This is a genomic window from Burkholderia sp. Ac-20349 (genome assembly GCF_017104865.1).
GTDB classification, from domain to species: domain Bacteria; phylum Pseudomonadota; class Gammaproteobacteria; order Burkholderiales; family Burkholderiaceae; genus Burkholderia; species Burkholderia aenigmatica.
The window spans coordinates 1-13,020 of record NZ_JAAGPM010000185.1 but is presented as its reverse complement, the minus strand read 5'-3'; the positions used below and the strand labels follow the sequence as shown (position 1 = coordinate 13,020).

The following is a 13,020-nucleotide window of genomic DNA, read 5'->3' as shown; positions in this document are numbered from 1 at the left end:
GCAGCGCGGCGGCCGCGTTCGAGCGCGCGGCCGCGAGCCACGGCGCCGGCGTGCGCGGCATCGTGCGGATCTCCGCCAGCGACGTGATCGCCGTCGAAGTGCTGCCGCCGATTCTCGCGCAATTGCGGCGCAACCATCCGGGGCTCGTCATCGAACTGGTGCCGACCGACCGCATCCAGGACGTGCTCAAGCGCGAGGCCGACATCGCGGTCCGGATGGCGCCGCCCGTGCAGGAGGCGCTGGTTGCGCGGCGCATCGGCGCAATCGATGTCGGGATGTATGCGCGCGACGACTACCTGGCGCGCAACGGGGTGCCCGCGACGACCGACGAACTCGCGCATCACGCGCTGATCGGCTTCGACACGGTCACGCCGTTCATCCGCTCGGCGGGCCGCAGCATGCCGCTGTGGAAGCGCGATGCGTTCTCGCTGCGCACCGACAGCAACCTCGCGCAGCTCGCGATGATCCGCGCCGGCTACGGGATCGGCTTCTGCCAGACCGGGCTCGCGAAACGCGACCCACGGCTCGTGCGCGTGCTGCCGGACGGGCCCGCGATGCAGCTGGAAACCTGGGTCGTGATGCACGAGGACCTGCGGACGAGCCCGCGCTGCCGCGCGGTGTTCGATGCGCTGGCCGACGGGCTGCGTGCGTATGTGAACGGCGAAGCCGTCGAATAGACGGTTCGCGGCGGCGTACGCGAACGAAGTGAACGAAGCGCCCGAGCGGCGCTATTCGTAGATTTTCCCGGCGAACAGGATGTCCGCCATGCGCCGCCACGGATTGTCGGGCAGGTCGTAGCAGCGCAGCCCTTCCTCCGACGCTTCGGCCCAGTCGACCATCGCGTCGAGGTATTCGCCGATCGAGTGGTTTTCCCAGCCGAGCGCGGCGCGCGCGTACGGCGACGGCGGCACGTCGGCCTCGAGCTGCCGCTCCTTGTTCCAGTCGTGCCCAAGCACGCGCAGGAAGTGGATCAGCGAGCGTTCGTCGACCACGCGCTCCAGCGCATCCTGCAGCTTCGCGGCCATCTGGCGTTGCAGTTCGTCGTTCATTTTTATGTTCCTTCGCGCGCCTCTCAGATACGCGCCGCCGCAGGTCGTGCGGCCCGGTTTTACATCAGCAATTGCCGCGACAGCACCTCGCGCGCCTGCGTGACGGTTTCGCGTTCGCCCGGCATCGGCGGCGTCAGCGAAAACACCGCGTCGGGCAGCGGCGGCAGCCGGTATTTCGTGCCAAGCCGCATCAGGCCCTCGCCGATCGCCGACGCGCACAGGCAGCCCACCCCGAGCCCCGCCGCCAGCATCGACTGCAGCCCCGCGACCCCCGACGCGCTGTGCACGAGCCGGTACGGCGTGTGTTGCTCGTCGAGCGAGCGCACCGCGACCTGATGCATCATGCAGTCGTCCGGCAGCAGCACGAGCGGCAGCGGCTCGGGCAACTGCTCGGCGAGCGCGGGCGATGCGACCCACGACAGCGGCTCACGCCGCAGCACCCAGCGCGTATCGGCCGACGCCGGCCGGAACGGCCCGCTCGACAGGTTCATCACCACGCCGAGATCGACCTGCCCGCGCGCGTGCGCGGCCTCGATATCGGCGCTCTTCATCGCGCTGACGTGCAGGCTCAGCTGCGGGTAGCACTCCCGCAGCCGCGCGAGCAGGCCCGCGACTTCGTTGGTCCGGTAGTAATCGGTGATCGCGACGCGCAGCTCGCCCTTGATCGCCTGCCCGCGCACTTCGTCGAACGCGGCCTCGTTCAGCGCGACGATGCGCCGCGCGTGCTGCAGCAGCCGCGAGCCGGCCGGCGTCGGCTCGACCCCGCGCTTGCTGCGCACGAACAGCGGCACGCCGGCGCGCGATTCGAGCTTGCGCACCTGCTCGCTGACCGTCGACTGCGACAGGTGCAGCAGCGGCGCGGCGGCCGTCAGGCTGCCGGCGTCCGCGACCGCCGCGAAAGTACGCAACTGATCCAGGTCGAAACCGCGCATCGCCATTCTCCATCCATCGAATAACCCGATGGATGCTACCACCAATTCCCGCTTTTCCGATTCTTCGACACCGACCAGAATGGGGGTCAATCGCCCGTCCACGGCCGAACCGGCGCTTCTGGCGTCACGTCCGGCGTGAATGTGGCACTCATTCTTTCGGACTTGCTTCCATGACGAACGACACCCTTGCCCCCTGCGTACCGGCCGGCACGGCCGCCGCGGCGACGCCGCGCAGCCACCACGGCTGGGCGCTGGTGGTCCTGCTGGTTGGCGCGATTCTGCCGCCGCTCGACTACTTCATTGTGAATCTCGCGCTACCGGCCATCCGCGACGGCATCGGCGCGCGCCCGGCCGAATTGCAGCTGGTCGTGTCGGCATACGCGTGCGCGAACGCGGTCGTGCAGGTCACCGGCGGCCGGCTCGGCGACCTGTACGGCCGCAAACGCATGTTCATGATCGGGATGGCCGGCTTCGTCGTCGCGTCGACGCTGTGCGGGCTCGCCGGCAGCGGCGCGGTGCTGGTCGGCGGCCGCGTGCTGCAGGGCCTGTTCGCCGCGATCCTCGCGCCGCAGGTGCTCGCGACGATCCGCAGCGTGTTCAGCCCGCAGGAGCAGGTGCGCGTGATGGGCTTCTACGGTTTCGTGTTCGGCCTCGCGGCCGTGATCGGCCAGCTCGGCGGCGGTGCGTTGATCAGCCTGCATCCGTTCGGGCTCGGCTGGCGCGCGATCTTCCTCGTCAACCTGCCGATCGGCATCCTCGCGCTGATCGGCAGCTGGCATTTCATCCCGGAAAGCCGGCCGCCGCGCGGCCAGCGCATCGACGTGCCGGGCATGGCGCTGCTGTCGCTGTTCCTGCTGATGCTCGTCTACCCGCTCACGCACGGGCGCGAGGCCGGCTGGCCGCTGTGGATGGTCGCGTGCCTCGTCGGCGCGCTGCCGATGCTCGGCGCGCTGCTGGCGGTCGAAGCGCGCCGCCTGACGAGCGGACACGATCCGCTGCTCGACGTGCGCCTGATCCGTAACCCCGTCGTCGCACTCGGGCTCGTGCTGGCGTTCCTGTTCTATACGCTGAGCGCGTTCTTCCTGAGCTACGGGATCTACCTGCAGGGCTGCCTGAACTGGTCGCCGCTCGCGTCGGGGCTCGCGATCCTGCCGCTCGGGCTCGGCTTCCTGTCGAGCCCGCTGCTGATGCCGCGACTCGTCGCCCGGTTCGGCGGCTATCGCGTGCTCACGCTCGGCTTCGCGATGCTCGCGGCCGGTGTCGCGACGGCCGCCGCGCTAGCGGGCGCGGGCACGCCGGGCCCCGGTTTCTACGCGGGGATCGCGGCGATCGGAATCGGCCAGGGACTCGTGCTGCCGTCGGTCGTGCGGATCGTGCTCGCGGAAGTCGACACGGCACGCGCGGGTGTCGCATCCGGCATGGTCACCGCGATGCTGCAGATCGGTGCGGCCGTCGGCGCGGCCACGCTCGGCGGCATGTTCTTCGCCCGGCTCGGCGCGCATCCAGCCGCACTCGATTACGTGCAGGGCTTCAGGACGTCGATGTTCGCGCTGACGGTGGTGCTGCTCGTGTGCGTCGCGCTGTCAGCCATGCTCGGGCCGCTGCATCGGCGGCTACATGCAGGCACGTAAGCGCGGCGGGAATCGCAGCGACGGCAGGGTCTGACGCGGAAACGGTGCAGAGGTAGCCACTCGCCGGCATCCGGCTCACGCGTGATGCTTGCGTTGCGCCTGACGCGCTTCCCATTCGGCCAGCTCGACGCGATAGCGCGCGAGTGCTTCGTCGTAGAGATCGAAGACGCACGGCGAGCAGCCGCTGTTGCAGCAGTCTTCCAGTTCGGGTTGGATGGGCGGGGTCGGACGGGGATCGTCGACGGACGGATCCCCGGAAGGTTGGTTCGGCACGGCGTGGTCCGGTGAAGTAAGACGATCAGTATAGGTCGATCCGGGCCACCGCCGCTTCCAGCAGGCCGAACGGCTAGACGGTTGTCAGTTCGACGTGCGTCGGCGACGCGACCGTCGACACCTTCGACGTCGCCAGGTCGATCACACGCATTACCGTATCGTCATACGTCCGGAAGTAATACTTGCGCGCCTCCAGGTCGGCGATCGTGGTCCACTGCGTGTATTCGTAGACCGGCTGATCGTGATCGACTTCCTCCTTGATCCACCCTTTCGGAATGTCGAACGTATTGATGATGTGTTCGGCCAGCCGGATCGCGTCGGCGCCGCTATGCGGATTTTCTGCGTACGTCGCATACCCGACCGCGCGCACGAAACGCGACGCCGGTGTGATGTCGCCGGGCAGTCCCAGCATCCCGTAGCCCTGGCCATACGCCTTGAGCTTCACGTGTTTCGCGTCGCGCGACAGCGACAGCGTCCTGCTCGATGGCGTGACGCGCGACAGGTTCAGGTAGTTGTGCAGGTTGGTGCAATGCCAGTCGAACGGCGGCGAGTTGGTCATCACGCCGAGCGGGTTGTCGTGGACACGCAGTTCGCCGCCGACCGGCTCGACGACGAGCGATGCGCCGCTCGCGTCATGCAGCGTGTAATGCAAGGGCGGCGCGCCGTCGAATGCGGGGTGCGGGATATCGGCGACGACGATGCCGTCGAGCGCCTGCTTGACGTCGCTCACGCTGTCGAAGCCGGTCAGCGCCCAGGTGAGGAAATCCCACGGCGCCAACGCGCGCGCCGTGTTCTCCGGTGTCAGCGCCGGATACTCGGCGAACTCCGGGAAGTAGAGCATCCCGCCGGCCAGCCCCGCCTCGTTGATGCCGTCCACCAGGATCGGCATCTTCAGCCCGTTCATGCCGATCGCCTTGTACTTCGTCGTCCAGCTCTTGCCCTGCTTGCCGAGCGGCGGCGACGCGTACAGCGTCTTGCCGGCCTCGATGACGATCGGGACCGAACCCAGATCCTCTGCGAACTCCATGGTTCTGCCATAGACGACGTGCTCATCCACCGTGCGGATCACAAAACTCGTACACATGTTGTTTTCCTTGTTTTGACGAGAAGCAATAGCGGGCGCGTGATCGGCCCGCCCCTCGGACCATGCGCGTCCCCGACCGCGGAATGCGCGTGTGAATCATATCGGTGCAGACGTGCTCCAGGCGCGAATCCCCGCAGAATTACTGCTACGTCAACAGTCAAATCGATTCACACCGCGAAAGAAAAAATATCGCCGCCCGGGAGCCGCCCGATCGGGACAGGCGGTTCGCACCGGCCGCAGGGAGCGCAAAAGCGAACGCATCCATAATGGCGCGACGATCGACGACATCGATCCGCTGTGCCCGACCCATTCACGCCACACAGGAGCTGCATCATGGCTGAAGCAGTAAATCCGCCGGAAGTCTGGGCGCCGTTCGGCGCGTTCTCGATGGCCGTGATCCAGGGCGACGGCCGGATCGTGCATCTGAAGGGGCAAGTGGCGCTCGACCGCGACGGCCAGGTGGTCGGCCACGGCGACATGCGCACGCAGGTGCGGCAGACGCTCGACAACATCCGCGCCGTGCTCGCCACGATGGGCGGACAGATGCAGGACGTGATTTCGCTCGTGCACTACGCGACCGACATCGATGCCTTCATGCAGGCCGGTGACCTCCGCAAGACGTATTTCCCGGAGCCCTATCCCGTGACGACGACCGTCCAGGTCGAGCGTCTCTACCATCCCGATCTGCTGATCGAGATCACCGCCGTCGCCGAAATTCCACTGGAGCGTTTTCGGCGGCCTGCGCCGCGCGCGTGATGCGGCGATGCACAGTATGACGCGCCGGCCGGGACATTCCCGACCGGCGCGCCTGCTCGCCACCCGCGCGCTTACTTCACTTGCGCACCCGGCTTCGCGGTGCCCGCGCCCGCCTTGTCGGCCAGCGGCTGCCACGCGGCACCGAGCGAATACCAGTCGACGCGGCGCGTGAGCGTCATGATGCCGGAGAGGATCGCGAACAGCAGCAGCGAACCGAGCATCAACGCATTGTCTTCCGACAGCAGCAGCCCATAGAGCGCCGCGTACAGCACCGTGAGCAGCGCGGCAAACACGGCACCGCGCTTCACGCTTTGCAGCACGAACGACAGGTAGAAGCCGAGCAGCCCGATGCATGCGCCGCTCGCCGCCAGATACGCATACGCGAACGCGATGTGCTCGGACAGGCTCAGCAGCAGCAGGAAGAACAGCGCGAGCGACAGGCCGACCAGCGCGTACTGGATCGGGTGAATGCGCAGCCGCTTCACGAGCTCGTACATGAAGAAGCTCGCGAACGTGAGCATCACGAACAGCGCGCCGTACTTCGTCGCGCGTTCGGCCTGCAGATAGACGTTCACGGGTTCGATCACCGACACCGATGCCATTTCGATCGCACCTTCCCCGTTGCCCGACGCAATCTGCTCGCGCGCCTTCGTGTTGAACGACGTCACGCGCCAGTTGCCGGTGAAGCCGTGCGCATCGACCGTGCGGGTGTTCGGCAGGAACGCGCCGTCGAAACTCGGATGCGGCCACGTCGATTTCAGCGAGAAATCGTTCTGGTCGCCCACCGGCGCGAACGCGACGGAATCCGCGCCGCGCAGCGGCAGGTCGATGCTGAACGGCACGGCCGCCCCCGCGCTTGCGTCCGCCAGCGCCGCGAGATCGACGTTCGCGTGCACGCCCTGGCGCAGGCTGTCCAGCCGCGTGCCCTGTTCGACGTCGAAGCGCGCGCCGCCGATCCGCAGGTCGGGCTGCGCGGTCAGCCCGCGAATGTCGCCGATGCCGATCGCGACGTAAGCGTCGTCGACCTTGAAGCTCACGTGACCGTCCGCCTGTGGCAGCTTCTTCAGGTCCGGCAACGGCAGCGTGCCGGTCACCCGGCTCGCCAGCTCGTACACCAGCGCCTTGTGGATGCCGCGATAGCGGACGCTGGTCGTCAGCGTGCCGTCGACGTTCAGCGTCTTCGGGAACACGAGCAGGCGCTTCGTCTCGCTTCTGAGGCTCGTCTTCGTCGCGCCGCCGGCCGGCGTGTCGTCGCGCACGCGCGTGACTTCCGTGTAATGCACGACGAGCACCGGGCCCGCCACCGTCTGCGGCCCCGCATAGCTCGACCAGATGCTCTGCAGCGCATCCATCCGATACGCGGAGCGTTCCTGCACGATGCTTTGCACCATGTGCAACGGGATCAGGATCAGCAGCGCGAGAAACGCGGTGATCGCGAATTTGAACAACAGGACTCGATTCATGGCCGACGGGTACCGAAGTAAAAGGGTACGGTCAGCATGAGCAGCCCCGGTGAAGGGCGATTGAAGCCGGTGTGAAGCGAACGTGTGGCGAACGTGAAGTGTGGTCAGCCGGCCGACGGCAGCGTGAGCGTCGCGCACGCGCCGCCTTCGTCGCGGTTCGCCAGTGCGACCTGCCCGCGGTGCAGCATCGCGACTTCGCGGACGAAACACAGCCCGAGGCCCGTGCTGCGATCCTGCCCGTCGGGGCGCGGCAGCGAATAGAAGCGCTCGAACACGCGCGCCAGTGCGTAGTCGGGCACGCCGGGGCCGTCGTCGGCCACGCGCACGACGGCGACGTGCGCCTTCCCCGCCGGCTGCCGTTCGAGCGCGATGCGGATCGTGCTGCCCTGCGGCGCGAAATCCAGCGCGTTGTCGAGCAGGTTGCCGAGCGCCTGGCGCAGCAGGAACGGATCGCCTTCGACGATCGCCGAATCGGCCGCGTCGTGCGCGTCGATCGCCAGGTTTACGCCGCGCTGCCGCGCACGGGGCTCGATATCGTCGACGAGCTGTTCGAGCACCGGCCGCAGCGCGACCGGTTCGCGCACCGACAGGCGCTGCTTCTGCTCGACTTCGGCGAGCGCGAGCAGCTTGCGGATCATCTGTTCGAGGCGGCCGGCCTGGCGGCGGATGTTTTCGGTGAAGCGCCGGCGGTTCGCCACCGGCATGTCTTCCTGCAGCAGTTCGGCCGCGCCGCTGATCGCCGCCAGCGGGCTCTTCATCTCGTGCGTGAGCGTGTGGATGTAGGTCTCGACGTACTGCCGGTCCTCCAGCCGCTGATGCATGCTTTCCACCGCGCGCCCGAGCTCGGCCAGCTCGCTCGCGCCCTGCAGCGGCATGTCGGCCCGCTCGCCCGCCGCGATCGCGCGCGCATAGCGCTGCAGGCGCCGCAGCCCGACCACCAGCCACCACGTGCAGGCCACGCCGATCAGGATCGCGCCGCCCATCAGCAGCGCACCGTACAGCATGATCTTGCGCTGGCTGCGCGCGATGAACGGCGCAACCGTCTGGTTCGGCTTCGCGATCGTCAACACGCCGATGATCTCGTTGCCGCGCCGGATCGGCGCCGCCACGTGCATCACGGTGCTGCTGTCGTCGTTCGGATCGCTGCGTGTGCTGCGCGCGCCGTATTCGCCGCGCAGCGTCCGGTACACGTCGTTCCAGCGCGAATAGTCCTGCCCGACCGCCTTGCCGGACGAGTCGTAGCGCACGATGCCGTGCGCGTCGGTGATGTACAGACGGTAGCCGATCGCGGTCTTTTGCACGCCCCATACATTCGCGCTGACCGGGCTTTCGTGCAGTTTCGAAAGCTGCCGCGCGAACGCGCCGTTGGCGATGTGGCCGTTCGCCATGTCGTCGGCGGCCAGTGTCGCGAGCACTTGCGCGGTATCGACGAGCGTGTCCTCCATCGCCTCGCGCACACCGGGCTTCACCTCCTGCACGAATACCCGCAGCGTGATCAGCGCGGCCAGACCGACGATCAGGAAAAAGCCGAAGAAGATGCGCAGGCCGATATGCATGGGCGGTACCGGTCGTTAAGGTTGCAGCGAATAACCCATCCCGCGATGCGTGCGGATCGGGTCGCGTTCGGGATCGACCGCGCGCAGCTTGGCGCGCAGCGTCTTGATATGCGTGTCGACCGTGCGGTCGGCCGAGTCGAATGCCTCGTGCCACACGAGGTCCATCAACTGCTCGCGCGAATAGATGCGCCCGGGATGCCGGACCAGCAACGCCAGCAGCCCGAATTCGTAGCGCGTGAGGTCCAGCGCGTGGCCGAGCCACGAAACGCGCGCGCCGTCGGTATCGAGCGTGAAACCCGGTGCGATGGCCGCAGCCGGCGCGGGCGCGGGCGTCGCTTCGGGTGCGGCCGTCCGGTAGAAACGCCGCAGGATCACGCGCACGCGCGCCGCCAGCTCGCGCGGCGAGAACGGCTTGACCACGTAATCGTCGGCGCCGATTTCGAGCCCGACGATCCGGTCAATTTCATCGTGCCGCGCGGTGAGGAAGATCACCGGCACGTCGGAGAACGTGCGCAGCCGCCGGCATACTTCGAAGCCGCTGAGATCCGGCAGGCCGACGTCGAGCACCACGAGATCGAAGCGCGCGTCGCGCAGATGGTCGAGCGCCGCCTGCCCGAGCGTGCAGTGGACGGTCTGCATGCCGTCGGTGCCGAGGGCGTAGACGATCGTGTCCGCGATCGCCACTTCATCTTCGACGATCAGGATAGTGGGCTGATGCATGGTCTCTGGCTGGGCTCGCGCAATCCGGTGCGACATTGTACGCACGGCCGGCCGCGGCGCGAGCCCCTGCCCTTACCCCCGCCGCGCTATGCCACGCGACCGGTCACCGGAATCGACGCGCCGGTGATCGCCTGCGCGTCGGCCGACAGCAGGAAGCCGATCGTCGCCGCGATCTGTTCCGGCCGCACCCAGCGCGTGAAATCCGCGTCCGGCATGTCCGCGCGGTTCGGCGGCGTATCGATGATGCTCGGCAGGATCGCGTTCACCGTCACGCCGCGGTCGAGCAGCTCGGCCGCCAGTGCCTCGGTGAGCCGCGCGACGCCGGCCTTCGCGGCCGCGTAGGCGCCCATCCCCGTGCCGGCCTTGAACGCCGCGCCCGCGCCGATGTTGACGATGCGCCCGGCCGGGCTCGCCAGCAGGTGCGGCAGCGCGGCCTTCGATGCGTTCAGCGCGGTCTTCACGTTCAGTTCGTACATCCGGTCCCACGTGGCGGCGTCGCCGTCGGCGATCGTCTGCCACACGAACGCGCCCGCGATGTTCAGCAGCGCATCGACGCGGCCGAATTCGCGCTGCACGGTATCGAGCGCCTGCGCGGCGGCCTGCGGATCGACGAGATCGATGCCGCCGATGCGCAGCGCGTCGGCCGGTACGCCGGGCAGCGCCTGCGCCGCCGGGGCCGCGCCGCGGCCGATCAGCGCGACGCGTGCGCCGCGCTCGCCGAGCCACGCGGCCGTCGCGACGCCCAGATGACCGAATCCGCCGGTGATCGCGACTGCCTTGCCTTTGAGTTCGTGTTCCATCGATGTTTTCTCCTGGATCGAGGGTTGCTTGATGCGTGTTGCATGAGTCATGCCGGCCGCGACATAGGTGTGCGGCCGGCAATGCGCCACAGCGTAGCGCCGTTCACGCATCCGTGCGCACCGCGACGAGGCTGCGGCGGCGCAATTCCTCCGTCGTTTCGCCCTGGTTGTCGGGGCGCCAGCCCGGCGGCAGCAGCACGAAGCGGATCGCGGTCCACACGTCGCGGGCCGTGGCGACGTCGCGGGCGAGGCTCGCCCAGTGCTCGAGCTCGACGACGAACGGATTGCGCGAGCGGGTCGGCGTGACGAGGCCGAAACGGCACGGCTCGTCCGCACGCTCGGCGACATAGGTGCCGAACAGCCGGTCGAACACCACCAGCACGCCGCCGTAGTTCGCATCGAGATAGTCGAGGTTCGACGCATGGTGCACGCGGTGCGCGGACGGCGTGTTGAACACGTATTCGAACCAGCCGAGCTTCGGCATCCACGTGTTGTGCAACCAGAACTGGTACATCAGGTTGAACGACAGGATCGCGAGCACGGCTTCCGGACGCACGCCGAGCCACACGAGCGGCGTGAAGAACATCGCGGCGCCGGCGATCTTGCCGGTCCAGCCGAGGCGAAATGCGGACGACAGCGTCAACTGGTTCGGCGAATGATGCACCGCATGGGTCGACCAGAAGAAGCGCACGCGATGCGACGCGCGGTGATACCAGTAGTAGCAGAACTCCTGGCCGACGAACACGAGCAGCGCGAGCGCGACGCTGTGGAGCGGGATCGTGAAGAGCCGGTGCGCCCACGCGAGGTCGAACAGGGGCGTGGCGAGCGACAGCGGCACCAGCGCGAGCAGCTTGCGGCCCGCGAGATCGGCGAGCGACAGCCACACCTCGTTCCAGTCGAACGGTTCGGGCCCGCGGGCGCGGCGCCAGGTGAGCACGGCCGCCTCGACGAGCGAGACGGCGACGATGAAGAGCGTGACGTAGTACGCGAGCTTTCCTGTGGTGGTGAGCATGATGGGCCTTTCCTTCGGTTGAGTCGGACGCGTCATCGGCGGCACGGGCTGCCATCGCGTCGAATGGAACGCACTGTAGTGGGCGCGGAATGGAAAGACCACGCGGGAAATGTGTCGCCGTATGTCGCGGGGAAAGGCGTTCGGCTGGTGTGTGGCCGTCAAGGGCGCTTGTGGATTGGAGGACGGCTGGTTTGGGGCTGCGCATATGCGTGTCCGGCGGGAAATGTGTCGCCGCATGTCGTGCGGGAAGGCGCGTTCAGGTGGTGCGTGGCGGGTGTGGGCACTTGTGGACTGGAGCCGGGCCGGTATGGGGCTGCGCGTATGTGTGTCCGGCGGGGAATGTGTCGCCGCATGTCGTGCGGGAAGGCGCGTTCAGTTGGTGCGTGGCGGGTGTGGGCGCTTGCGGACTGGAGCATGGCCGGTTTGGGGCTGCGCGTACGCCTGTCCTGCGGAAAATGTGTCGCCCGTGACGAAGCCGGTCGACGGCGTCGTACACGGCATGACACGGGCCGACGGACAAGCCCTGCGCGACAGATGAACACTGTCGTTACCGATCGGACGGAAATCGATTCTTCGGATGGTTGGTGACGGCGGCTCCCTGCTATGGAGAAGCCCGTTCCAGTCGCACATGGCGTATTGCATGCGTTCAACTCGCGTGACGCGGCTCGACACAAAACACGCATGAATCGGCCGGCAAATATGTCGCCGCATGTCGCCGCGACACACTTTCGCGCTGCGCACGACACGTTCCGCTCCCGCGCCACGGCACCGCGCCCTCACGCGACCGCATCGCCGACAGCCTTGCCCGGCGCGGCATGCCCGCGATCGCCGTGACCGGCGCACGCATTCGTCGTACTTCGAAACAGCACGCCACGTGTAACACCGCGACATCTTTTATGACGCGACGGGCGCGTGTCATCGCCCTAAAGTTCGTCCCGTCGCCACGCCACTGCGTGCACCGAAACGAACCGCAAGGACACCCGATGAAAACCCGCTTCCTCGTCACCGCCACTGCTCTCACCCTCGCCTGCGCACCGGCCTTCGCCGGCTGGGCCGGCCACGGCACCGCGTACACGCCGCGCGGCACCTACAACGGCGCGCACGCCGGCTCGTGCGGCGGCGGCAGCTGCTCGCATGCGGGCGGCGTGATCGGCCCCGGCGGCGGTATCGCGACCAACACGGGCACCGTCACGCGCACCGCGCCCGGCCAGTTCTCGAACAGCGGCACGGCCGTCGGGCCGAACGGGCGCTCGGTCGAACACAGCGGCGACACGAGCTGCGCGGACGGCACCTGCTCGCACACCGGTTCGCTGACGGGCTCGGACGGCCGCAGCGCCACGACGTCGGGCAGCGTGACGCGCAACGGCCCGGGCCAGTACTCGTCGAGCGGCACGATCACGGGCGCGAACGGCAACACGGCCAGCCACACGGCGTCGACGAATTGCGCGGGCTCGACCTGCTCGCGCTCCGGCACCGTGACGGGCACCGACGGCGGAACCGTCACGCATTCCGGCAGCGCGACGCGCGTGGCGCCGGGTGTCGTGACGACGTCGGGCGGCTCGACGGTCGTACACGGCGGCACGGTCTCGACCGGTGGCACGGCCGTGATCCACGGCAGCACGACGGTGGGCGGCACGGTGGTCGTGGCCGGCGGAACGGTGCCGGTTCCTGTCCCGGTGCCGGTGCCCGTCGTGGCGCCTGCGCCGGCCGCGGTGGTCGTGACGACCCCGCCGCCCGCCGCCAC

13 protein-coding genes are annotated in these 13,020 nt (G+C 68.1%); 4 read left to right on the top strand and 9 right to left on the bottom strand.

The annotated features are described in order from the left end of the window. The coding region (locus tag G3N61_RS34915; RefSeq protein ID WP_205824638.1) for a LysR substrate-binding domain-containing protein at nucleotides 1-677 on the top strand (677 nt) is incomplete at its 5' end. 51 nt (nucleotides 678-728) lie between these two features. Here G3N61_RS34915 and G3N61_RS34910 read toward each other — a convergent pair. Beyond that, nucleotides 729-1,049: a hypothetical protein gene (locus G3N61_RS34910; RefSeq protein ID WP_043179842.1), complete on the bottom strand. Its 321-nt coding sequence runs from the start codon at nucleotides 1,047-1,049 to the stop codon at nucleotides 729-731. 59 nt (nucleotides 1,050-1,108) lie between these two features. Then, entirely contained in the window at nucleotides 1,109-1,981 is an 873-nt protein-coding gene (locus tag G3N61_RS34905; RefSeq protein ID WP_043181331.1) for a LysR family transcriptional regulator, read from the bottom strand. Between the two features lie 170 nt (nucleotides 1,982-2,151). Here G3N61_RS34905 and G3N61_RS34900 point away from each other — a divergent pair, with 170 nt between their 5' ends. Further along, the gene (locus tag G3N61_RS34900; RefSeq protein ID WP_205824637.1) at nucleotides 2,152-3,612 is read left to right on the top strand and encodes an MFS transporter; all 1,461 of its coding nucleotides are present in this window, start codon (nucleotides 2,152-2,154) and stop codon (nucleotides 3,610-3,612) included. A gap of 75 nt (nucleotides 3,613-3,687) precedes the next feature. Here G3N61_RS34900 and G3N61_RS34895 read toward each other — a convergent pair whose 3' ends face one another. Both G3N61_RS34895 and G3N61_RS34890 read right to left on the bottom strand, forming a co-directional pair. Then, nucleotides 3,688-3,885 carry an oxidoreductase-like domain-containing protein gene (locus G3N61_RS34895; RefSeq protein ID WP_011354524.1) on the bottom strand — a complete coding sequence of 66 codons (198 nt, stop codon included), beginning with the start codon at nucleotides 3,883-3,885 and terminating at the stop codon, nucleotides 3,688-3,690. A 73-nt stretch (nucleotides 3,886-3,958) separates the two neighbouring features. Then, on the bottom strand, nucleotides 3,959-4,969 hold the full coding sequence (locus G3N61_RS34890; protein WP_089452315.1) for a choloylglycine hydrolase family protein: 1,011 nt from the start codon (nucleotides 4,967-4,969) through the stop codon (nucleotides 3,959-3,961). Nucleotides 4,970-5,302: 333 nt separating this feature from the next. Here G3N61_RS34890 and G3N61_RS34885 point away from each other — a divergent pair, with 333 nt between their 5' ends. Further along, complete coding sequence (locus tag G3N61_RS34885; RefSeq protein ID WP_205824636.1) at nucleotides 5,303-5,725, top strand: RidA family protein; 423 nt, start codon at nucleotides 5,303-5,305, stop codon at nucleotides 5,723-5,725. A 71-nt stretch (nucleotides 5,726-5,796) separates the two neighbouring features. Here G3N61_RS34885 and creD read toward each other — a convergent pair whose 3' ends face one another. From creD to G3N61_RS34860, 5 genes are all read right to left on the bottom strand, one after another. Then, complete coding sequence (gene creD, locus G3N61_RS34880) at nucleotides 5,797-7,188, bottom strand: cell envelope integrity protein CreD (RefSeq protein WP_205824635.1); 1,392 nt, start codon at nucleotides 7,186-7,188, stop codon at nucleotides 5,797-5,799. A 104-nt stretch (nucleotides 7,189-7,292) separates the two neighbouring features. Beyond that, nucleotides 7,293-8,744, bottom strand: a complete 1,452-nt coding sequence (gene creC / locus G3N61_RS34875; protein WP_205824634.1) for a two-component system sensor histidine kinase CreC — start codon at nucleotides 8,742-8,744, stop codon at nucleotides 7,293-7,295. Nucleotides 8,745-8,759: 15 nt separating this feature from the next. Next, nucleotides 8,760-9,464, bottom strand: coding sequence for a two-component system response regulator CreB (gene creB / locus G3N61_RS34870; protein ID WP_043179858.1), 705 nt, complete (start codon nucleotides 9,462-9,464; stop codon nucleotides 8,760-8,762). 86 nt (nucleotides 9,465-9,550) lie between these two features. Continuing rightward, complete coding sequence (locus tag G3N61_RS34865; RefSeq protein WP_175025717.1) at nucleotides 9,551-10,264, bottom strand: SDR family NAD(P)-dependent oxidoreductase; 714 nt, start codon at nucleotides 10,262-10,264, stop codon at nucleotides 9,551-9,553. A gap of 103 nt (nucleotides 10,265-10,367) precedes the next feature. Continuing rightward, nucleotides 10,368-11,276, bottom strand: a complete 909-nt coding sequence (locus G3N61_RS34860; protein WP_174970345.1) for a sterol desaturase family protein — start codon at nucleotides 11,274-11,276, stop codon at nucleotides 10,368-10,370. A gap of 983 nt (nucleotides 11,277-12,259) precedes the next feature. Here G3N61_RS34860 and G3N61_RS34855 point away from each other — a divergent pair. Continuing rightward, nucleotides 12,260-13,020 (top strand): hypothetical protein (locus tag G3N61_RS34855; RefSeq protein ID WP_205824633.1); only part of this gene is annotated, 761 nt, incomplete at its 3' end.

What these genes read in the sequence shown, in the direction of transcription:
- G3N61_RS34910 (WP_043179842.1), bottom strand. Translation starts at nt 1,049, where the DNA reads ATGAACGACGAACTGCAACGCCAGATGGCCGCGAAGCTGCAGGATGCG.
- G3N61_RS34905 (WP_043181331.1), bottom strand. Translation starts at nt 1,981, where the DNA reads ATGCGCGGTTTCGACCTGGATCAGTTGCGTACTTTCGCGGCGGTCGCG.
- G3N61_RS34900 (WP_205824637.1), top strand. Translation starts at nt 2,152, where the DNA reads ATGACGAACGACACCCTTGCCCCCTGCGTACCGGCCGGCACGGCCGCC.
- G3N61_RS34890 (WP_089452315.1), bottom strand. Translation starts at nt 4,969, where the DNA reads ATGTGTACGAGTTTTGTGATCCGCACGGTGGATGAGCACGTCGTCTAT.
- G3N61_RS34885 (WP_205824636.1), top strand. Translation starts at nt 5,303, where the DNA reads ATGGCTGAAGCAGTAAATCCGCCGGAAGTCTGGGCGCCGTTCGGCGCG.
- creD (WP_205824635.1), bottom strand. Translation starts at nt 7,188, where the DNA reads ATGAATCGAGTCCTGTTGTTCAAATTCGCGATCACCGCGTTTCTCGCG.
- creC (WP_205824634.1), bottom strand. Translation starts at nt 8,744, where the DNA reads ATGCATATCGGCCTGCGCATCTTCTTCGGCTTTTTCCTGATCGTCGGT.
- creB (WP_043179858.1), bottom strand. Translation starts at nt 9,464, where the DNA reads ATGCATCAGCCCACTATCCTGATCGTCGAAGATGAAGTGGCGATCGCG.
- G3N61_RS34865 (WP_175025717.1), bottom strand. Translation starts at nt 10,264, where the DNA reads ATGGAACACGAACTCAAAGGCAAGGCAGTCGCGATCACCGGCGGATTC.
- G3N61_RS34860 (WP_174970345.1), bottom strand. Translation starts at nt 11,276, where the DNA reads ATGCTCACCACCACAGGAAAGCTCGCGTACTACGTCACGCTCTTCATC.